Source organism: Pseudomonas sp. PKS (assembly GCF_051913525.1).
Classification (GTDB): Bacteria; Pseudomonadota; Gammaproteobacteria; order Pseudomonadales; family Pseudomonadaceae; genus Aquipseudomonas; species Aquipseudomonas guariconensis_D.
In genome coordinates this window covers 22,843-41,109 of record NZ_JBEGDO010000026.1, presented here as the reverse complement: position 1 = coordinate 41,109, position 18,267 = coordinate 22,843, and the positions used below count along the sequence as shown (strand labels likewise).

Here is an 18,267-nt window from a genome sequence, read left to right as displayed (position 1 = left end):
CCCTCGACTGAGGGCATTCACCCAGAGGGCCGCTGCGCGGCCCATCGCAGGCTTCGCCAGCGCCTACAGGTCCTGCGCGGGTTGATACGCGATGGTTCAGGCACCACCGATTTCGACCTCAGGAGGCCGGAGGTGGGAGCCAGTAGTTTTGCCTATTTTGCCCGAGAGCAAAGTAGGTCGCCGTAAAGGCGAAAAGCGCCGGTGGCGCCCCCGCTAAAACCAGATTGTCACACCCTCTGAAAGCCCAAGCCTACCCCTCCCGCAACACCACCAACGGACTCGCATTCAAGGCCCGTCGCGTCCCCACAACCCCAGCCCCGCCCACCACGACAGCCCCCACCACCGGCACCACCAGCAACCAGGGATGCGGCCCCCACGCCAGATCAAACGCATACCGGTACAACACCCAGGTAATCAGCTCGCACCCCACAGCAGCCAACAACCCACTCACCGCGCCAAGCAACCCGAACTCGATCCGCCTCGCCTTGACCAGCAACGGCCTGGCGGCGCCCAGCGCACGCAACAGCGCCCCCTGGCGAATACGCTCGTCCAATGTCGCCTGGAGCCCGGCGAACAGTACCGCCAGCCCCGCCGCCAGCACGAACAACAGCACGTATTCGACCGCCCACGTCACCTGGGCCAGGATGCTGCGCAACTGCGCCAGCAGCGCATCGACCTGGAGAATGGTCACCGCCGGAAACGCCCGCGACAGGGCGACCACTTCTGGGTCGTGCCCCGGTGCCAGATAGAAGCTGGTCAGGTAGGTCGTCGGCAGCCCTTGCAAGGTCCCTGGCTGGAAGATCATGTAGAAATTGGGCTGGAAGCTGTCCCAGTGCACAGCACGCAAGCTGGCCACCCGCGCCTGGCGTTGCTGGCCGCCGATATCGAAGTCAAGCCGATCTCCGAGCTTGAGTTTCAGGCTGTCGGCAAGCTGGGCTTCCACCGAAACCCCAGGCAACTCGTCCGCAGCAGGTGGTGCTTGCCACCAGTGGCCCGCGCTCAGGGTGTTGCCCGGAGGCAGTTCGGCGGCCCAGGTGAGGCTGAGGTCACGCTGCACGGCGCGCTCGGCGGTGGACTCCTTGCTCACCAATTGCCGCACGGGCTGACCGTTGATGTGCGTCAGGCGTCCCGGTATCACTGGATACAAGGGGGCTGAGCTGGCGTTGATCGCCTGCAGCCGTTGGGCGAAAGGGTCTCGCTCGTCAGGCAGGATATTGAGGGCGAAGTGGTTGGGGGCGTCCTTGGGCAACTGCGCTTGCCAGCTATCGAGCAATTCGCCTCGCAGCAGGGCGACCAGGGCCATGGCCAGCAGGATCAGGCCGAAGGCAAGGGTCTGGCCGGCGGCAGCCAGAGGATGGCGCAGCAGTTGACCCAGGCCCAGACGCCAGGCCAAGGGAGCACTGGCCAGCACTTGTCGCAGGCTGCGCAGGCCCAGCAGTAGCAGGCCACCAAGTAGCAAGGCGGCGAGCCCTCCCCCGGCGAGCAAGGCAAAAGTGAGTAGAAGGTCCAGGCTCAAACGCCACATGATCAGCCCCAGGGCAAGCAGTGCTGTGCCGTATACCAGCCAGCTGCTCGGCGGCACGGGCAACAAATCGCGGCGTAGCACACGCAAAGGGGGGACGCGGCCAAGGGCTGCCAGCGGCGGCAGGGCGAACCCGGCCAAGGCCACCAGACCAGTGCCAATGCCGGCCAGGGCGGGGGTCATGCCACCAGCAGGCACTTCGCTCGGCATCAGGCCTTGTAACAAACGAAACAGCCCCAGCTGTGCCAGCCAGCCGAGCAAGGCACCGGTGGCCGCGGCAATCAGGCCGAGCGCGGCCAGTTGCAGGCAGTACATGCCCAGTGCCTGGTGTCGGGAAAGCCCCAGGCAACGCAACAAGGCACTGGCATCCAGGCGGCGGGCCGCATAGCGACTGGCCGAAAGCGCGACGGCAACCCCAGCCAGCAATACCGCCACCAGACTGGCCATGTTCAGGTAGCGCTCGGCCTTGCCCAGCGCGCCACCGACCTGCTGGTTACCATCGCGTGTGTCGAGCAGGCGCTGGTTGGCGGCCAAGGTCCTTTTCACCTCCCCGCGGTACTGCGCCAGCGCCTCGGGCGTACCGCGCCACAGGTCGCGGTAGCTGACCCGGCTTCCCGGCTGGATCACGCCGGTGGACTGCAGGTCCGCTATGTTCATCAGCACACGTGGTGTGAGGCTATAGAAGTTGTTGGCGCGATCGGGTTCGTAGGTGAGCACACGGCTCATACGCAAGGTCTTCATGCCGACGTCGATGCTGTCGCCAATCGACAGCCCCAGCGCCACCAGTAGACGTGCCTCGACCCAGGCTTCGCCAGGTGCGGGGCCGCCGCCAGGGGTTTCCTCGGCATAGGGCGTGGCGGCACTGCGCAGTTGGCCGCGAAGAGGGTAGGCGGCGTCGGTGGCCTTGATGCTCGATAACTGGATGCCGCTGTCGCCACCGACCACGCTGGTGAACTCCACCACGTGAGCATGGTGCAGGCCGGCCGTCTTGCCTGCGCTGATTTGCACGTCTCGTGCCGGCGAGCTGCCTTGCAGCACTAAGTCAGCACCGAGGAATTCGCTGGCGCGCAGTTGCATGGCGCCGTTCAGGCGTGCGCCGAAGTAGCCGATGGCAGTGCTGGCTGCCACTGCCACCAGCAGGGCAAAAAACAGCACCCGAACTTCCCCGGTGCGGGCATCGCGCAGTAACTGGCGCAGGGCCAGGCCACAGAGGAGTGGGAAGGGCAGGCGGCTCATCAGGACGCCACCAGACGGCCGGCATCCAGGCGGATCAGGCGTCGGCAGCGTTGAGCCAGGCGCTCGTCATGGGTGACCAGAACCAGGGTCGTCCCACGTTCCTTGTTCAATTCGAACAACAGGTCGCTGATGCGTTCGCCGGTATGGCTGTCCAGATTGCCAGTTGGCTCGTCGGCAAACAGCACCGAGGGCTGGGCTGCAAAGGCGCGGGCGATCGCCACCCGTTGTTGTTCGCCGCCGGAGAGTTGGCGTGGGGTATGGCTCAGGCGTTTGCCCAGGCCGACTCGCTCCAGCAGGGTCCGGGCCTGCTCGCGTGCATCGCGGCGGCCATCGAGCTCCAGGGGAAGCATGACGTTTTCCAGAGCGTTGAGGCTGTCGAGCAACTGGAACGACTGGAACACGAAGCCCACATGTTCGGCACGGACCCGGGCGCGCTGATCCTCATCGAGAGGGCCCAGGTCGTGGCCGGCGAGCATGACCTTGCCCGCGCTGGGGCGGTCGAGGCCGGCGAGCAGGCCGAGCAGGGTCGATTTACCCGAGCCCGAGGCGCCTACGATGGCCAGGCTGTCGCCTTGCGCAAGGGACAATGACAGGGTGTGGAGGATAGTCAGGTCGCCTTCCGCGCTGGGGACCACTTTGCTAAGGTTCTGCGCAACGAGAATGCTGGGGCCCATGGAGAATCCGATGCGAGTGTGGTGGTTGAGTGCCGGTCTGGCCCTGTATTGCCTGGCCCAAAGCGCGGCGGCGGGTACACTGCTGGTCGTCGGGGATAGTATCAGCGCCGGTTTTGGCCTGGATAGCCGCCAAGGATGGGTTTCCCTGCTGCAGCAGCGCCTGAAGGACGAGGGTTATGCCGACCAGGTAGTCAATGCCTCGATCAGTGGAGACACCAGCGCCGGCGGCCAGGCGCGGCTGCCGGCGCTGCTTGCGGCGCACAAGCCGAGCCTGGTGGTGCTGGAGCTTGGCGGCAACGACGGGCTGCGGGGGTTGCCACCCGAGCAATTGCAACAAAATCTTGCTTCGATGGTCGATCAGGCGCGCGAGGCGGGCGCCAGGGTGGTGCTGTTGGGTATGCGACTGCCGCCCAACTATGGTGTGCGTTATACCAGCGCCTTCGCTCAGGTCTATGAGCGTCTGTCGACCCAGAAAAAGGTCCCCTTGGTGCCGTTTTTCCTTGAGGGTGTCGGCGGTGTACCGCAGATGATGCAGGCCGATGGCATTCACCCGAGCGTGGGGGCCCAGCCGCGCTTGCTGGAAAATGCCTGGCCGGCGATAAAACCCTTGCTGTGACGCTTTTATCGGGGCCGGCTTTCGGCTAATGTTGCGCCCCCCGCTTCGAGAGCCCCCAATGCCGCGCCCTGCCTGGTCCTTGTACGCCTATCAACTGATCGAGCCCGATGAACAGCTCGACCTGTTCGCCTGCCAGGAGGTTCGCGTTCACCTGGTGGCTCGCCAGCTCGAGCTTGGCGTGCCTGTCGATCGAACTCTGTGCGGTGGACTGTTGCCGGCGCAACCGCGCTGGTCCGCAGTGGAGCGCTCGGTTTACCGTGATGGCCGCCTTTGTGCGTTGTGCCGGGCGATTCTCGATGCCCAGCGCCGCGGCATGCGCCCGGTGTGGCCGGAACTCTGAGCACCTTTCATCATCTGAAGTGCCAGCATGAACCCGATGCCTCCCGCTTGTCCCGGGGTAGGTGTACAATCGATCCTCTTGACCCATCTTTCGAAGGATTTACCGGATGTTGCCGCGCCTTCCCGCCGTCACCCGTAGCTTGTCCCTGGCCGCCCTGTTGGTGGCCGGTCCAACCGTTGCGCTGGAATTGCCGTTGCCACCTGCCGGTGAAGATATCGTCGGCCAGGTCCAGGTGATCAAGGCCAAGTACGAAGACACCTTTGCCGACATCGGCACCGCCAATGACCTGGGCTACCTCGAGATGATCGCGGCCAACCCGGGCGTTGACCCATGGCTGCCGGGCGCGGGTACCGAGATCATCCTGCCGACCCGCTACATTCTGCCGCCAGGTCCGCGCGAAGGCATCGTCATCAACCTGGCCGAGTACCGCATGTACTACTACCCGAAAGGGCAGAACGTGGTGCACACCTTCCCGCTGGGTATCGGTCGCGAAGGGTGGGGCTCGCCCATCGCCAACACCAAGATCACTGCCAAGACCCCTAATCCGACCTGGACGCCACCTGCCTCGATCCGTGCCGAACACGCCGCCGACGGTGACATCCTGCCTGCAGTGGTGCCGGCCGGTCCGGACAACCCGCTGGGGCCTTTCAAGTTCACCTTGGGTGTGCCGGGTTACCTGATCCACGGTTCGAACAAGAAGTTCGGTATCGGGATGCGTACCAGCCATGGCTGCTTCCGCATGCTCAACAACAACGTGCTGGAACTTTCCAAGATGGTGCCGGTGGGTACGCCAGTACGTATCATCAACGAGCCCTACAAGTTCGGCATCAGTGGCGGTAAGGTCTATCTCGAGGCTCACACGCCGCTCGATGATCACGGCAATCCGTCGGTGGTGGATAAACATACCGCGGTCATCAATGCCTTGCTCAAGCGCGAAGACCTGGCCAACAACTTGCGCATGAACTGGGACATGGTGCGCGACGTGGTGGCTGCCGAAGATGGCATGCCGGTGGAAATCGCGGTGCCGGTCAATGGCGGGGGCGCGCCGATGGTTTCGAGCATTCCGCCGGAGCTGCAGTAAGCGGGATGACTCTTACGGGAGGTGCTCCCGTTAACCCGAGTCCCGAATCGAGGCCTGCCTTAGTGCAGGCCTTTTTCGTTTTTGCCGTTTGCTTTTCAGGTGGCAATAAAAAAGCCGACCCACTAGTGGGTCGGCTCCATAACAATCCGTGAGGATTATTACTTGCGGCTGGCTTTGTCCAGCATGCGCAGAGCGCGCTCATTGGCTTCGTCAGCGGTCTGCTGAGCTTTCTGAGCGGCAGCCAGAGCGTCATCAGCCTTACGGTAGGCTTCATCAGCACGAGCTTGAGCGCGAGCTGCTGCGTCTTCAGTCGCAGTCAGACGAGCTTCGGTTTCTTTGGATACGCTGCTGCAACCGGTAGCCAGAACTGCGGCCAGAGCCAGAGCAGAGAATTTCAGAACGTTGTTCATCGTGTTCCCCTTCAAGGACTTTCTATTAAAGAGCCATCTCTCGGAAAAGAGAAACTGGCCGGCGTACATAGTACCCATTACTTGTAGTAAGTAAACTGACTAAGCGCAAGAACTGCAAAAAAAATGTTGCCGACCCCAAAAGGTGACAACCTTTGTATGGCATTTGTGAAAATTTTGCACAGCGGCTGCAAGCATTTGTAGGGCGGGAACTTTTTGGTGAACTAACGGTGACTTTAACTGTCCGTCAGCGTCATAGGCCTAGAACACTGTGTTCGTGGGCGCGAAGCGACAGGCAGGGGTTATCTCGTACTTTTTCCCCGTCCCACCTTGAGCAATCCCGCTTACGGCGCCTACTATTTGTAGGGTGCCCGCGCAGCAGAACGATTCGGATCGCTTTACGGTCCAAGGGGCAGGGGTGGCGTAGAGGTTCCTCCGCCGGAAACACCATCGGTTAAGGTAAGGGTCTGCCGACAGACCTGCGAGGAGTAGTGATGAGCGAAGCGTTGACCATCCACCATGACCAGGCCGGTCATCAGTTCGAGACCAATGTGGACGGTCACCGTGCCTACCTGGCGTACATGGACTTGGGCAAGCAGACGCTGGATATCTACCGTACCTTCGTGCCCAATGCCCTGCGGGGGCGAGGCATCGCTGCAGCGTTGACCGAGAAGGCGCTGGAATACGCCGAGGAGATGGGCTACACGGTGATCCCCTCCTGCTCCTACGTCGAACGCTACATGGAGCGTCAGCAGCGTCAGTCGAGCAAGGCCTGAGCGGCACCGCCGAACACCGAACATGAAAACGCCGGGCAATGCCCGGCGTTTTCGTTTGGTGCCCGATTGTCAGCCGCGCTGACGCTGAGGCAGGACATCCTTGAGTTTGGCGCGCATGCTGCGCAGCGCCTTCTCGGTAGCGCTCCAGTCGATGCAGGCATCGGTAATGGACACACCGTATTGCAGTTCGCTCAGGTCCTTCGGAATAGCCTGGCAACCCCAGTTCAGGTGACTCTCGACCATCAGGCCGATGATCGACTGGTTGCCTTCGAGGATCTGGTTGGCGACGTTCTCCATTACCAGCGGCTGCAGGGCCGGATCCTTGTTGGAGTTGGCATGGCTGCAATCGACCATGATGTTGGCCTTGATCTTGGCCTTGGCCAGATCCTGCTCGCACAGGGCAACGCTGACCGAATCATAGTTGGGCTTGCCGTTGCCACCGCGCAGCACCACGTGACCATAGGCGTTGCCCTTGGTGGTGACGATGGATACGCCACCTTCCTGGTTGATGCCCAGGAAGCGGTGCGGCTTGGAGACCGACTGAAGGGCATTGATAGCCACGGTCAGGCCGCCGTCAGTGCCATTCTTGAAACCGACCGCCGAGGACAGGCCCGAGGCCATTTCCCGGTGCGTCTGGGATTCGGTGGTGCGGGCGCCGATGGCCGACCAACTGATCAGGTCCTGCAGGTACTGCGGGGAGATCGGGTCGAGTGCCTCGGTGGCAGTGGGCAGGCCCATTTCGGCCAGGTCCAGCAGCAGCTTGCGACCAATGTGCAGACCGTCCTGGATCTTGAAGGAGTCATCCAGGTAAGGGTCGTTGATCAGGCCTTTCCAGCCGACGGTGGTACGCGGCTTCTCGAAGTACACGCGCATCACCAGGTAAAGGGTGTCGGAAACTTCTTCGGCCAGCACCTTCAGGCGCTCGGCATACTCGTGGGCGGCTTTGATGTCGTGGATGGAGCAGGGGCCCACCACGACGAAGAGTCGATGGTCCTTGCCGTCGAGGATGTTGCGCACCACTTCTCGGCCGGCAGTCACGGTCTGCAGGGCCTTGGCGCTGAGGGGGAGTTCCTTCTTGAGCTGATCGGGGGTGATCAAAGTCTCGTTGGAGGCAACGTTAAGGTCGTCGATCGGTAAATCAGCCATCGTGTTACTCGTCAGGTCACGGGTGCCGGCCGCCAGCAATCCCCGTGCGGCCCAGCAGCAAGATTGTTCGCAACGGGGAGCCGAACCTTAGCGCGTTACAAGGTGGCTCGACAATGGGCTGCCCCCGCCGGTACTGGGTTTTTACGACCAAGGCGCGATTTATTTGCAGGGTGGTACGGCCAGGTAAGGGGCGAGCGGATGCTTCTGTGTTCGAAAACCGAAAGGTTTAGGTGTAAAACCAAGTACCCAGATTTCGGACAAGGAGCGCGTGTGGACACTCGCAACCCACGTATCGGCATTATCGGCAGCGGCGCCATCGGCGGTTTCTACGGGCTCATGCTTGCGCGTGCCGGTTTCGATGTGCATTTTCTGTTGCGCAGTGAATACCGCATCGTGCACGCGCATGGCATGGCCGTGGACAGCGCGGTCCACGGTCAATTGCACATGAAGGTGCAAGCCTACGCCTCGGCCGCCGACATGCCCCCCTGCGACTGGTTGCTGATAGGTGCCAAGGCCACGAGCAACCGGGAGCTTGCACCGCTCATCCTCCAGGCCGCAGCCCCTGGGGCCAAGGTGGTGTTGTTACAAAATGGCCTGGGCGTGGAGGAGCAGTTGCAGCCGTCACTGCGCGCCGATATGCACCTGCTTGGCGGTCTGTGCTTCATCTGCGTCAACCGCCAGGCGCCTGGAGTGGTGTGCCACCAGGCGCTGGGTACGGTCAATCTGGGTTACCACAGCGGTCCGGCCGAGGATGGCGGTGTCGCTATCGTGGCCCAAGGAACGGCGCTGTTCCAGGCGGCGGGCATCGACTCCCAGGCCATGGGTGACCTTGCTCAGGCCCGTTGGCAGAAGCTTGTATGGAATATGCCTTACAACGGACTTTCGGTGCTGCTTCGGGCCAGCACCACGGCGCTGATGACGGACCCCGACAGCCGTGATCTGGTGCGCGCGCTGATGGCCGAAGTGGTGCAGGGAGCCCGGGCCTGTGGCCATGTATTGCCGGATGGTTACGCCGAGCAACTGTTTCGCCTGACCGAAAAGATGCCTGACTACTGGCCAAGCATGTATCACGACCATGTCCAGCGGCGACCGCTTGAGCTGCAGGCGATCTATGCCGAACCGCTGGCACGTGCACAAGCGGCCGGGTGCCCTTTGCCGCAGCTGCAGATGCTGTATCAGGCCCTGGCCTTCATAGACCGTCGCAGTCGCAGTGGCTGACCCCTCCAGGCTGGGTCAGAGCGCGCCGGACGGCCAAGCGGCCGTACGCGGCGCTGCTAAGCTGAACCTTGCTCTGTCGTAACGGCAGTCGAGGAGGTCGAATGATTCATTCCATGCTGTATGCCACCGACCTCGGTGTATACGCGCCTTTTGTCATGCAGCACGCCTTGGCCCTGGCTCGGACATTCAACGCAGAGCTGTACGTGATCCACGCGGTGGAGCCCATGGGCCAGTTCGCCGAGTCCCTGCTGCAAAGTTACCTCGACGAGCAGACCCTGGACGAGCTGCACAGCGAGGGTGTGAATACGGTCATGGCCAACATCGAACAGCGGGTGTTGGAAAACTTTCGTGACGAACTAGGTGAAGAAGCGGACCTGGCGTTGATCCGGGCGGTGAGGGTGCGTCAGGGAGACCCGGCCCAGGTGATCATCGAGCAGGCTAAGCGCTTGGGTGTCGATCTGCTGATTTTCGGCAGTCACAGCCAGGGAGCAGGGGTGGATGTGCCGATCGGCCGCACTGCGGCGCGGTTGCTGCAGCTGTCCCCGGTTCCGGTTTACATGGTGCCGTTGGCACAGCACTTGGGGCGTAGGAAAGGTTGAAACCGGGGGTAGGTCAAAACGAGGGCATGTAACAAAATAGTTCTAGTTTTATTTCGAGAACCACTAATATAGTTATATCTCATCGCTGCCTGCTGCCGGTGACCTACCGCTGATCCGAGGGAAACCTATGAAGCTTCAACAACTGCGCTACATCTGGGAAGTGGCGCACCATGACCTCAACGTCTCCGCGACAGCGCAGAGCCTCTATACCTCCCAACCCGGGATCAGCAAACAGATCCGCCTGCTCGAGGACGAGCTCGGCGTCGAGGTCTTCGCCCGCAGCGGCAAGCATCTGACACGTGTCACCCCCGCCGGTGAGCGCATCATCAATACCGCCGGCGAGATCCTGCGCAAGGTGGAGAGCATCAAGCAGATCGCCCAGGAGTTCTCCAACGAGAAGAAGGGCACCCTGTCCATCGCCACCACCCATACCCAGGCACGCTACGCGCTGCCGCCGGTGATCAGCAGTTTCATCAAGCAGTACCCGGAAGTCGCCCTGCACATGCACCAGGGCTCGCCCATGCAGATCGCCGAGATGGCCGCCGACGGCACCGTCGATTTTGCCATCGCCACCGAGGCGCTGGAGCTGTTCGGCGACTTGATCATGATGCCGTGCTACAAGTGGAACCGCTGCGTGGTGGTGCCTCAGGGGCATCCGCTGACCAAACTGCCGAAGCTGACCCTCGAAGCGGTCGCCGAGTACCCAATCGTGACCTACGTGTTCGGTTTCACCGGGCGCTCCAAGCTGGACGAGGCGTTCAACCACCGTGGCTTGACGCCGAAAGTGGTATTTACCGCCGCCGACGCCGACGTCATCAAGACATACGTGCGCTTGGGCCTGGGCGTGGGCATCGTGGCCAAGATGGCTGTGGACACCAAGCTCGACAGCGACCTTGTGGCCCTGGATGCCAGCGAGCTGTTCGAGGCCAGCATCACCAAGATCGGCTTCCGTCGTGGCACCTTCCTGCGTGGTTTCATGTGCGACTTCATCGAGAAATTCGCGCCACACCTGACCCGCGAAGTGATGGCCAAGGCCATCCAGTGCCATAACAAGCAGGAGCTGGAAGAACTGTTCGAAGGGGTCGAGCTGCCGGTGCATTGAGCTGCAAGTCTCAAGCTGTAAGCTTCAAGTAAAAGCGGTCCTCATGAGGGCCGCTTTTTTCTTGTGGCTTGGAGCTTGGAGGTTCAGGCCTTGGTGATCAGATTGCCGGCGTGCAGGCCGCATTCCTTCTGGGTCGACTCTTCCCACCACCAGCGGCCTTCACGCTCGTGCTGGTTGGGCAGCACAGGGCGTGTGCACGGCTCGCAGCCGATGCTGATGAAGCCACGCTCATGCAGGCTGTTGTAGGGCAGCTCGAGCATGCGGATGTAGCCCCAGACTTCCTCGCTGGTCATCTGTGCCAGCGGATTGAACTTGTACAGGGTACGCTCGGGTGTGGAAAACGCCGTGTCGATTTCCAATGCTGCCACCTGGCTGCGAGTGCCGGGGCTTTGGTCTCGACGCTGGCCGGTTGCCCAGGCGCTCACGGTGGCCAGCTTGCGGCGCAGTGGCTCGATCTTGCGGATGCCGCAGCATTCGCCATGGCCGTCCTTGTAGAAGCTGAACAGGCCCTTTTCCTTGACGAAGGGGTCGAGCAGGGCGCGGTCGGGGCTGAGGATCTCGATCGGCAGGTTGTACTGCTCGCGGACCTGGTCGATGAAGCGGTAGGTCTCCGGGTGCAGGCGGCCGGTGTCGAGGCTGAATACCTTGACCTGTTTGTTCAGCTTCCAGGCCATGTCGACCAGCACCACATCCTCGGCGCCACTGAAGGAAATCCACAGGTCGTCGCCGAAATGCTCGAAGGCAAGCTTGAGGATGTCCTGGGGGGACTTGCTGGCATAGGTCGCGGCCAGGGCGGCGACGTCGAAGGGTTGGCTCATCAGGCGGTTTCCATCGTGTGTGTGGCGCTGTGCGCTCGTAGTGAGTCGATGGTAACAAAAAATGGCAGGGTAGACGTTTGCCTTGAGGCGCCTCTTCGCGGATAAACCCCGCTCCCTCAGGTGCGTTGCAAGCCGGTGGGAGCGGGTTTGCCTGTGACGAAAGCGCCGTCGATCACAAGCTTTGCAGGGTCTCCATCAATACCCTTACCTTGGCGATGGACTCTTCGTACTCGGCCTGCCATTCGGAGTCGGCCACCACTGCGCCACCGCCCCAGCAGCAGACCTGGCCTTCCTTGACCAGCAGGCTGCGGATGGCGATGGAACTGTCCATCTCGCCCCGTACGTCCACGTACAGCAGCGAGCCGCAGTACAGCGCACGGCGCGTCGGCTCCAGCTCGTCGATGATCTGCATGGCGCGGATCTTTGGGGCGCCGGTGATCGAGCCACCGGGGAAGCTGTCGCCGATCAGGTCCAGGGCATCCTTGCCGGCGGCCAGGCGCCCGGTGATGCTGCTGACCAGGTGGTGGACGTTGGGGTAGCTTTCCAGGCTGAACAGCTCGGGCACCTTGACCGAGCCGATCTGGCAGGTGCGCCCCAGGTCGTTGCGTAGCAAGTCGACGATCATCAGGTTTTCCGAGCGGTCCTTGGGGCTGTTCTGTAGCTCGGCGGCGTTGCGCGCGTCCTCCTGCGGATCGCTGGAACGAGGGCGGGTGCCCTTGATCGGTCGGGTCTCCACCTGGCCCTGGCTGACCTGGATGAAGCGCTCCGGCGAGAAGCTCAGCAAGGCGCTGCCGTCGGCCAGTTGCTGATAGCCGGAGAATGGCGTCGGGCAGGCCTTGCGCAGCGCCTGATACGCCCGCCATGGGTCGCCTTGGCAGGGAGCGCGGAAGCGCTGAGTCAGGTTGATCTGGTAGCAGTCGCCGGCTTGGATATACTGCTGGACCTTGTCGAACGCGTCACGGTATTGCGCAGGGTGCAGGTCGCCGCGCATCGGCGCGAGCAAGGTGAAATCGCCTGCTTCGTTGGCCTCAGGCGTTTCGAACAGCTCGATCAGGCGGGTGCGTTCGGTGGCCTCGAGGCTCGGGTGGAACACCAGTTGTGTGGTGCAGCGCAAATGATCGCTGACCATGGCCCAGGCATACAGGCCCAGCTGCGCGTCCGGCAGGCCAAGATCATCCTGGGCCAAGCTGGGCAGGTGCTCCAGGCGTCGACCAAAATCGTAGCTCAGGTAGCCGATCAGGCCGCCGGCGAACGGCAGTTCGATGCCGTCGGGCAACGTCGCGTGACCCAGGTGGCCCAGGGCATCGCGCAGGCGTTGCAGATAGGCTCGGCCATCTTCTCCTGCCTTGGCTTGCAGGTGCTGGACTGGCCAGGCGCTGAGCAGGTCGAAGCGACCACGCTCGGCGCCGGGGCGAGCGCTGTCGAGCAGGATCGCGCCCGGCGCCTGACGCAGGCGGGCGAAATGGACGGCGGGGTCGATCTGGTAGGGCAGGGGGTGGAGCGTACAGGTTGGCATCAGAGTGGACGGCGATGACAAAGCGAGGAGGGGGATTGTATTCGCCTGTGGGAGAAGCGCAAAGCTGTCGGGCCGAGAAGATGGCAGATGGCGAGGCTGGGCTCGTTCGCGGCTGAGCCGGTTCCCACAACTTGCACTGTGGGGCCGGCGAAGCCTGCGATGGGCTGCAAGGCAGCCCCTGAGGGTTATTGCGGGTTAACGTGCCCGAACAGGCCTTGGGACACGCGCACACGCTGCTCGGCAGTTTCCTTCACGCCGTCTTTGGCCAGCGCTTCCAGGTGCGCCTCGATGGCGTGTGTGCGCTGGGTCAGGCCGCAGTCGTTGGCGATCTGGATGTTCAGGCCCGGGCGGGCGTTGAGCTCGAGAATCAGCGGGCCTTTGTCCTGGTCCAGAACCATGTCGACCCCGATGTAGCCCAGGCCGCACAGTTCGTAGCAGCTGGCTGCCAGCTTCATGAAACCATCCCAGTTCGGCAATTGCACGCCGTCCACCGCGTTGGTGGTGTCCGGGTGCTTGCTGATGATCTTGTTCAGCCAGGTGCCGCGCAGGGTCAGGCCGGTGGCCAGGTCCACGCCCACACCGATGGCGCCCTGGTGCAGGTTGGCCTTGCCGCCGGACTGGCGGGTCGGCAGGCGCAGCATGGCCATCACCGGGTAGCCCATCAGCACGATGATGCGGATGTCCGGCACCCCTTCATAGCTGATGCTCTTGAAGATCTGGTCCGGGGTGACCCGATACTCGATCAGTGCGCGGTCGCGGTGCCCACCGAGCGAATAGAGCCCGGTGAGGATGCTGGAGATCTGATGCTCGATCTCCTCGTGGCTGATGATCTTGCCCGACACCGTGCGGTAACGGTCCTCGAAGCGGTCGGCGATGACCATGATGCCGTCACCACCGGCCCCTTGGGCCGGCTTGATGACGAAATCGTTGCGGTTGCCGATGATCTGGTCGAGTTTTTCGATCTGCTTTTCGGTCTCGATGATGCCGTACATCTCCGGCACATGGATACCGGCCTTGATCGCACGCTCCTTGGTGATGATCTTGTCGTCGACGATCGGGTACAGGTGGCGCTTGTTGTACTTCAGGACGTAGTCCGCGTTGCGCCGGTTGATACCCATGATGCCCCGTGCCTCCAGGGCTTTCCAGGTCTTGATCAGTCCGAACATCAGGCGTCAGCCTTCACGAAAGCCTTGAAGCGAACGAGCTCCGTCAGGCGGTAGCCGCGGTAGCGACCCATTGCCAGCATGAAGCCCACCAGGATCAGCAGTACGGCCGGGAAGGTGAAGACGAAGTACACCAACTCCGGCACCATCATCAACAGGTGCGCCAGCGAAGCGGCGAACAGGGTGCCGATGGCCACCTTCATGGCATGGCCGCCGCCACGCTCTTCCCAGGTGATCGACAGGCGTTCGATGGTCATGGTCAGGATCACCATCGGGAACAGGGCCACCGAGAGGCCGCGTTCCAGACCCAGCTTGTGGCTGAACAGGCTGATGGCGGCGATCAGGACCACGACGAAGGTCAGCACCACCGACAGGCGCGGCAGCATCTGCAGCTTCAGGTGTTCGAGGTACGAGCGCAGCGACAGGCCCAGGGCGGTGATCACCGTGAACAGCATGATGCCAAAGCCCAGCTGGGTTTCGCGGAAGGCCAGGGCGATCAGCACCGGGGTGAAGGTGCCGAGGGTCTGGATGCCGATCAGGTTGCGCAGCACCAAGATCACCAGCACGCCGATCGGGATCATCACCATGATCATGAAGGTCTGCTGGGTCTGCAGCGGCAGGCCGTACAGGGAATATTCCAGGAAGTCGGCGTCGGTGTTCTCGTCGGTCAGCTTGGCCAGGCGGATGGCGTTCATCTCGCTGTTGTTCATGCTGAAGGTGACGTTGGCCTTCTTGCCGCCATCGACGGTGATCAGGTTGTCGTCACCGGTCCACCACAGTAGGCGATCGCTAGGCAGGCCCTGTTCGCCGGTATCGGGATTGAAGTACAGCCAGTCGTTGCCGTTGAAGCTGCGCAGCCACAGTTCGGGCGTTTGCGGGGTGTCGGCAACCAGGCGGATGGTGTGGACCTTCTCCATCGGCACGTGGGCGATGGACAGCAGCAGGTCGATGACCTGGGCTTTCTTCATCGACGAGGTATCGCCTGCCAGCAGCAGCTTGACGTTGTCGTCGTTGAGGTTGTTGACCCGCTTGATGGTCTCGCTGACGAAGGTCTCGACATCGGCCGAATGCTGGCGGATCGGCGCCATCAGCGCTTCGGCGGCGATCTTCTCAGGGCCTTCGACCGCCAGGCTGTCACGGAAGGTCGGGCCTTTGACCGTGGTCTTCTCGTTGCTGTAGCGCTTGGTCAGCACCAGGCGGTAGTAGAGGGTCTGGTTGCCGCTGGCGCGGCGGGCCGACCAGGTCACCTTGCGGTTGCCGTCGGCGCGGTTGACGCTTACCCCATAGTTGTTGGAGATGAAGCTCTCGTTGAGGCTGACATAGTCACGGTTCAGGGGGGGCACGAACATCTGCACCTTGACCGGGTCCTTCGGGTTGGCGACGAACTCGACCTTGGCGTCGATGTTCCACAAATCGTCGGTTTCATCCTCGGTCACCGGGATGCCAAGGATGAAGATCTGATAGGCCGTGACCAGCACGCCCAGGAGCACCAGGACGGTGATCAGGACTTTCAGGTGAAGGGTAAGAGAGCGCATCGGAATTACTCTGCGGTGGGAGCTTTGGTGGCGCAGGCAGGTTTGCCGGCCGCGTATTTAAGGCTTGGGTCGACCAGCGCGTCAAAGTGCTTGAGCGCCTCGGAACCAATGAGCAACGGGAACTGGAAGGCACTGCGGTCAGTGAGGTTCACCTCGATGGTGCGCCTGGCTTTACCCATGCAAATGTCCAGTTCGATGACCGGGCGGGCGGTGTAGGCCTTGCCTTCGTCGGGGTTGTAGTCGCCGGCCCGGCGCTTGATCTTGCTGACGCGGGCCAAGGGGCGCTCGATAGGATGCGAATGGGCAGCATCGATGGCCAGGTAGAAACGTACCCAGCTTTCGCCGTTGCGCTTGAAACGTTTGATGTCACGGGCACTCAGGGACGCGGTCTTGGCGCCGGTGTCGAGTTTGGCCGCCACCTCGAGGTCAAGATCGGAAAGGCGGGCATACTCGTTCAGGCCGTACACGGTCTTTTCTCCCGCCTGGCCAAGGGCCGGCAGCAGGGCGAGGCAGAACAGCAATGAAGCAGGTGTAAGTCTCATAAATCCTGGCGCGGTGCTGTGCGGGTTCGGGGCAAGGCGACTGGCAAGTACTGCGCAAGCTTCCTCGTTCATCTGTCAACACGCTGAAAAGGTTGGCAGACACACTATCCATACTCCCTTGGGAGGCGCGGCATTCTATCACGCCGACAGTTGGACGCCAGCGCGCCGCGATCTGACAGCGGGTGTGTCGGGTAAGTTCGTTCTTAGACAATTGTCGACAATATTGATTTTGTCTTTGACTCCATTGCGCTGTTTAGCTAGCTTTGGCGCTATTGAAACGCAAGGTGTCGACAATATGTTGGATGCAAGCCAAGCGCTCCTATCTGTGTCGGATGAGTCGGAAACGCTCTCGGAGAACGTCTTCCGGCGTATCCAGGCGGCCATCGTCAAAGGCGAGATCGCCCCGGGCAGCAAGATCTCCGAACCGGAACTGGCGCGCACCTACGGGATCAGCCGTGGCCCGTTGCGCGAGGCCATCCACCGTCTGGAAGGCCAGCGTCTGCTGGTTCGGGTTCCCCATGTCGGCGCCCGGGTGGTGTCGCTCAACCACGCTGAACTCATCGAGCTGTACGAAATCCGCGAATCGCTTGAAGGCATGGCCTGTCGCCTGGCTGCCGAGCGTATGAGCCTAGCCGAGATCGATGAGTTGCGCCGGGTACTGGATACCCACGAGCGCGACGCGGCGTTCCAGGCCGGGGTGGGCTACTACCAGCAGGAAGGCGACTTCGACTTCCACTACCGGATCATCCAGGGCAGCGGCAACCAGACCCTGGTCAAGATGCTTTGCGGCGAGCTGTACCAACTGGTGCGCATGTACCGCATCCAGTTCTCCGCCACGCCCAATCGCCCACGCCAGGCGTTTGCCGAACACCACCGCATTCTCGATGCCATTGCCGACCGTGACGGCGAGCTGGCCGAACTCCTGATGCGTCGCCACATCGGCGCATCCAAGCGCAACATCGAGCGTCACTACCAAGGCGCCGACAACAATAGCCCACGAGGTGAGTCATGACTTTGAAGAGCACGCCCGGCCAGCGTTTCCGTGACGCGGTCGCCGCCGAACATCCGTTGCAGGTGGTCGGGACCATCAATGCCAACCATGCCCTGCTGGCCAAGCGTGCCGGCTTCAAGGCCATCTACCTCTCCGGCGGCGGTGTCGCGGCAGGCTCCCTGGGCCTGCCTGACCTGGGCATCAGCGGCCTGGATGATGTGCTGACCGACGTACGCCGAATCACCGATGTGTGCGACCTGCCGCTGCTGGTGGATGTCGACACCGGTTTCGGTGCCTCGGCCTTCAACGTGGCCCGTACCGTGCGCTCGATGATCAAGTTCGGCGCGGCGGCCATTCATATCGAGGACCAGGTCGGTGCCAAGCGCTGCGGCCACCGCCCGAACAAGGAAATCGTCACCCAGCAGGAGATGGTCGACCGCATCAAGGCCGCGGTGGATGCCCGCACCGATGACAGCTTCGTGATCATGGCCCGTACCGACGCCCTGGCCGTCGAAGGTCTGAACGCCGCCCTGGACCGCGCCGCCGCCTGCATCGAGGCCGGTGCCGACATGATCTTCCCCGAGGCGATCACCGAGCTTTCGATGTACAAGACCTTCGCTGACCGTGTGAAGGCGCCGATCCTGGCCAACATCACCGAATTCGGCGCCACGCCGCTGTACACCACCGAAGAGTTGGCCTCGGTCGATGTCTCGCTGGTGCTGTATCCGCTGTCGGCCTTCCGCGCCATGAACAAGGCGGCCGAGAACGTCTATACCGCGCTGCGCCGCGACGGTACCCAGAAGAACGTTGTCGACACCATGCAAACGCGCATGGAGCTCTACGATGCCATCGGCTATCACGCCTTCGAGCAAAGCCTCGATGCGCTGTTCGCCCAGAAGAAAGGTTGAAGGTTCGAGTCTGTGCAGGAGCGAGTGGCCTGTTCGCAGGTAAACCCGCTCCCACAGGGTTTTCGCTGATGCTCAAT

General features: G+C 62.3%; 18 protein-coding genes. 9 read left to right on the top strand and 9 right to left on the bottom strand.

Annotated features, from left to right (window positions below; all coding sequences use genetic code 11):
- Positions 1-250: 250 nt before the first annotated feature.
- Positions 251-2,758, bottom strand: coding sequence for an ABC transporter permease (locus ABOA88_RS20860; RefSeq protein WP_367852088.1), 2,508 nt, complete (start codon positions 2,756-2,758; stop codon positions 251-253).
- Entirely contained in the window at positions 2,758-3,432 is a 675-nt protein-coding gene (locus ABOA88_RS20855) for an ABC transporter ATP-binding protein (RefSeq protein ID WP_196170985.1), read from the bottom strand. Before ABOA88_RS20855 ends, ABOA88_RS20860 begins: the two co-directional genes overlap by 1 nt.
- Before the next feature lie 10 nt (positions 3,433-3,442).
- On the opposite strand from ABOA88_RS20855, the gene ABOA88_RS20850 reads away from it, so the two are divergent.
- The 3 genes from ABOA88_RS20850 (at position 3,443) to ABOA88_RS20840 (ending at position 5,469) form a co-directional block, all read left to right on the top strand.
- The gene (locus ABOA88_RS20850; protein WP_196170986.1) at positions 3,443-4,048 is read left to right on the top strand and encodes an arylesterase; all 606 of its coding nucleotides are present in this window, start codon (positions 3,443-3,445) and stop codon (positions 4,046-4,048) included.
- A 58-nt stretch (positions 4,049-4,106) separates the two neighbouring features.
- On the top strand, positions 4,107-4,388 hold the full coding sequence (locus ABOA88_RS20845; RefSeq protein ID WP_043215816.1) for a hypothetical protein: 282 nt from the start codon (positions 4,107-4,109) through the stop codon (positions 4,386-4,388).
- 106 nt (positions 4,389-4,494) lie between these two features.
- On the top strand, positions 4,495-5,469 hold the full coding sequence (locus ABOA88_RS20840) for a L,D-transpeptidase family protein (protein WP_367852087.1): 975 nt from the start codon (positions 4,495-4,497) through the stop codon (positions 5,467-5,469).
- A 158-nt stretch (positions 5,470-5,627) separates the two neighbouring features.
- Here ABOA88_RS20840 and oprI read toward each other — a convergent pair whose 3' ends face one another.
- Entirely contained in the window at positions 5,628-5,879 is a 252-nt protein-coding gene (gene oprI / locus ABOA88_RS20835; RefSeq protein WP_003259780.1) for an outer membrane lipoprotei OprI, read from the bottom strand.
- 491 nt (positions 5,880-6,370) lie between these two features.
- On the opposite strand from oprI, the gene ABOA88_RS20830 reads away from it, so the two are divergent.
- The gene (locus tag ABOA88_RS20830) at positions 6,371-6,652 is read left to right on the top strand and encodes a GNAT family N-acetyltransferase (protein ID WP_367852086.1); all 282 of its coding nucleotides are present in this window, start codon (positions 6,371-6,373) and stop codon (positions 6,650-6,652) included.
- A 69-nt stretch (positions 6,653-6,721) separates the two neighbouring features.
- Here ABOA88_RS20830 and ABOA88_RS20825 read toward each other — a convergent pair whose 3' ends face one another.
- Positions 6,722-7,798, bottom strand: a complete 1,077-nt coding sequence (locus ABOA88_RS20825) for a 3-deoxy-7-phosphoheptulonate synthase (protein ID WP_196170987.1) — start codon at positions 7,796-7,798, stop codon at positions 6,722-6,724.
- A gap of 270 nt (positions 7,799-8,068) precedes the next feature.
- Between ABOA88_RS20825 and ABOA88_RS20820 the strand changes: the two genes are divergently transcribed.
- The 3 genes from ABOA88_RS20820 (at position 8,069) to cysB (ending at position 10,717) form a co-directional block, all read left to right on the top strand.
- Positions 8,069-9,016: a putative 2-dehydropantoate 2-reductase gene (locus tag ABOA88_RS20820; RefSeq protein ID WP_367852085.1), complete on the top strand. Its 948-nt coding sequence runs from the start codon at positions 8,069-8,071 to the stop codon at positions 9,014-9,016.
- A gap of 101 nt (positions 9,017-9,117) precedes the next feature.
- The gene (locus ABOA88_RS20815) at positions 9,118-9,615 is read left to right on the top strand and encodes a universal stress protein (RefSeq protein WP_196170989.1); all 498 of its coding nucleotides are present in this window, start codon (positions 9,118-9,120) and stop codon (positions 9,613-9,615) included.
- Positions 9,616-9,742: 127 nt separating this feature from the next.
- The gene (cysB, locus tag ABOA88_RS20810; protein ID WP_027593928.1) at positions 9,743-10,717 is read left to right on the top strand and encodes an HTH-type transcriptional regulator CysB; all 975 of its coding nucleotides are present in this window, start codon (positions 9,743-9,745) and stop codon (positions 10,715-10,717) included.
- Positions 10,718-10,800: 83 nt separating this feature from the next.
- On the opposite strand, the gene ABOA88_RS20805 is transcribed toward cysB, so the two are convergent.
- From ABOA88_RS20805 to rloA, 5 genes are all read right to left on the bottom strand, one after another.
- Positions 10,801-11,535 (bottom strand): phosphoadenylyl-sulfate reductase, encoded by a 735-nt coding sequence (locus ABOA88_RS20805; protein WP_196170990.1) that lies wholly within the window; start codon positions 11,533-11,535, stop codon positions 10,801-10,803.
- A gap of 172 nt (positions 11,536-11,707) precedes the next feature.
- On the bottom strand, positions 11,708-13,051 hold the full coding sequence (gene pabB / locus ABOA88_RS20800) for an aminodeoxychorismate synthase component I (protein WP_196170991.1): 1,344 nt from the start codon (positions 13,049-13,051) through the stop codon (positions 11,708-11,710).
- Positions 13,052-13,236: 185 nt separating this feature from the next.
- Positions 13,237-14,217 (bottom strand): alpha-L-glutamate ligase-like protein, encoded by a 981-nt coding sequence (locus tag ABOA88_RS20795; protein ID WP_196170992.1) that lies wholly within the window; start codon positions 14,215-14,217, stop codon positions 13,237-13,239.
- Positions 14,217-15,749 carry an osmotic stress tolerance membrane protein RloB gene (rloB, locus tag ABOA88_RS20790; RefSeq protein ID WP_070574016.1) on the bottom strand — a complete coding sequence of 511 codons (1,533 nt, stop codon included), beginning with the start codon at positions 15,747-15,749 and terminating at the stop codon, positions 14,217-14,219. Before rloB ends, ABOA88_RS20795 begins: the two co-directional genes overlap by 1 nt.
- Positions 15,750-15,754: 5 nt before the next feature.
- A complete protein-coding gene (gene rloA, locus ABOA88_RS20785; protein ID WP_196170993.1) occupies positions 15,755-16,291 on the bottom strand; it encodes a retropepsin-like aspartic peptidase RloA in 537 nt (178 codons plus the stop codon).
- Positions 16,292-16,586: 295 nt separating this feature from the next.
- Here rloA and ABOA88_RS20780 point away from each other — a divergent pair, with 295 nt between their 5' ends.
- Together ABOA88_RS20780 and prpB are read left to right on the top strand one after the other, a co-directional pair.
- Complete coding sequence (locus ABOA88_RS20780) at positions 16,587-17,303, top strand: GntR family transcriptional regulator (RefSeq protein ID WP_196170994.1); 717 nt, start codon at positions 16,587-16,589, stop codon at positions 17,301-17,303.
- Positions 17,300-18,190 carry a methylisocitrate lyase gene (gene prpB / locus ABOA88_RS20775; RefSeq protein ID WP_043214002.1) on the top strand — a complete coding sequence of 297 codons (891 nt, stop codon included), beginning with the start codon at positions 17,300-17,302 and terminating at the stop codon, positions 18,188-18,190. The genes ABOA88_RS20780 and prpB overlap by 4 nt, the downstream gene beginning before the upstream one ends.
- The last annotated feature ends 77 nt before the right edge of the window (positions 18,191-18,267 follow it).

What these genes read in the sequence shown, in the direction of transcription:
- ABOA88_RS20815 (WP_196170989.1), top strand. Translation starts at nt 9,118, where the DNA reads ATGATTCATTCCATGCTGTATGCCACCGACCTCGGTGTATACGCGCCT.
- ABOA88_RS20795 (WP_196170992.1), bottom strand. Translation starts at nt 14,217, where the DNA reads ATGTTCGGACTGATCAAGACCTGGAAAGCCCTGGAGGCACGGGGCATC.
- ABOA88_RS20840 (WP_367852087.1), top strand. Translation starts at nt 4,495, where the DNA reads ATGTTGCCGCGCCTTCCCGCCGTCACCCGTAGCTTGTCCCTGGCCGCC.
- ABOA88_RS20780 (WP_196170994.1), top strand. Translation starts at nt 16,587, where the DNA reads ATGTTGGATGCAAGCCAAGCGCTCCTATCTGTGTCGGATGAGTCGGAA.
- ABOA88_RS20850 (WP_196170986.1), top strand. Translation starts at nt 3,443, where the DNA reads ATGCGAGTGTGGTGGTTGAGTGCCGGTCTGGCCCTGTATTGCCTGGCC.
- rloA (WP_196170993.1), bottom strand. Translation starts at nt 16,291, where the DNA reads ATGAGACTTACACCTGCTTCATTGCTGTTCTGCCTCGCCCTGCTGCCG.
- ABOA88_RS20805 (WP_196170990.1), bottom strand. Translation starts at nt 11,535, where the DNA reads ATGAGCCAACCCTTCGACGTCGCCGCCCTGGCCGCGACCTATGCCAGC.
- rloB (WP_070574016.1), bottom strand. Translation starts at nt 15,749, where the DNA reads ATGCGCTCTCTTACCCTTCACCTGAAAGTCCTGATCACCGTCCTGGTG.
- oprI (WP_003259780.1), bottom strand. Translation starts at nt 5,879, where the DNA reads ATGAACAACGTTCTGAAATTCTCTGCTCTGGCTCTGGCCGCAGTTCTG.
- ABOA88_RS20860 (WP_367852088.1), bottom strand. Translation starts at nt 2,758, where the DNA reads ATGAGCCGCCTGCCCTTCCCACTCCTCTGTGGCCTGGCCCTGCGCCAG.
- ABOA88_RS20855 (WP_196170985.1), bottom strand. Translation starts at nt 3,432, where the DNA reads ATGGGCCCCAGCATTCTCGTTGCGCAGAACCTTAGCAAAGTGGTCCCC.
- cysB (WP_027593928.1), top strand. Translation starts at nt 9,743, where the DNA reads ATGAAGCTTCAACAACTGCGCTACATCTGGGAAGTGGCGCACCATGAC.
- ABOA88_RS20830 (WP_367852086.1), top strand. Translation starts at nt 6,371, where the DNA reads ATGAGCGAAGCGTTGACCATCCACCATGACCAGGCCGGTCATCAGTTC.
- ABOA88_RS20825 (WP_196170987.1), bottom strand. Translation starts at nt 7,798, where the DNA reads ATGGCTGATTTACCGATCGACGACCTTAACGTTGCCTCCAACGAGACT.
- prpB (WP_043214002.1), top strand. Translation starts at nt 17,300, where the DNA reads ATGACTTTGAAGAGCACGCCCGGCCAGCGTTTCCGTGACGCGGTCGCC.
- ABOA88_RS20845 (WP_043215816.1), top strand. Translation starts at nt 4,107, where the DNA reads ATGCCGCGCCCTGCCTGGTCCTTGTACGCCTATCAACTGATCGAGCCC.
- pabB (WP_196170991.1), bottom strand. Translation starts at nt 13,051, where the DNA reads ATGCCAACCTGTACGCTCCACCCCCTGCCCTACCAGATCGACCCCGCC.